We start from the raw sequence: 224 nt of genomic DNA, 5'->3' as shown, positions 1-224 counted from the left end.
GGTAATGGGGAGTTGAATGTGTTGGATATGTTTATTGAAGAATTGAATAGGGTAAGGATGGTTGAGGAGGTGACGTTGGTGGAGTTTATGGAAGGGAGGGAGAGGGTTTTGGGTAAGAATGAATGGGAGATGATAAGGGGAGTAAATGTGAGGAAGGGTAGAGGGGAAGGGGAGCGGATGAATTTGGGAAGGAAAGTGGGTTTTTTGGAGATTGGGATTGAGAG

Annotated in this window: 1 protein-coding gene; it reads left to right on the top strand. The window is 45.5% G+C overall.

Features of this window, described 5'->3' with window-relative positions; genetic code table 11:
- Window positions 1–27: 27 nt before the first annotated feature.
- Window positions 28–224 (top strand): hypothetical protein (locus FS628_RS31085; RefSeq protein ID WP_222125366.1); only part of this gene is annotated, 197 nt, incomplete at its 3' end.

Origin of the sequence: Paenibacillus xylanexedens (genome assembly GCF_007676705.1) — a bacterium.
Taxonomy (GTDB): Bacteria; Bacillota; Bacilli; order Paenibacillales; family Paenibacillaceae; genus Paenibacillus; species Paenibacillus xylanexedens_C.
The sequence above is the reverse complement of the archived record's forward strand: the minus strand, read 5'-3'. Positions and strand labels throughout refer to the sequence as shown.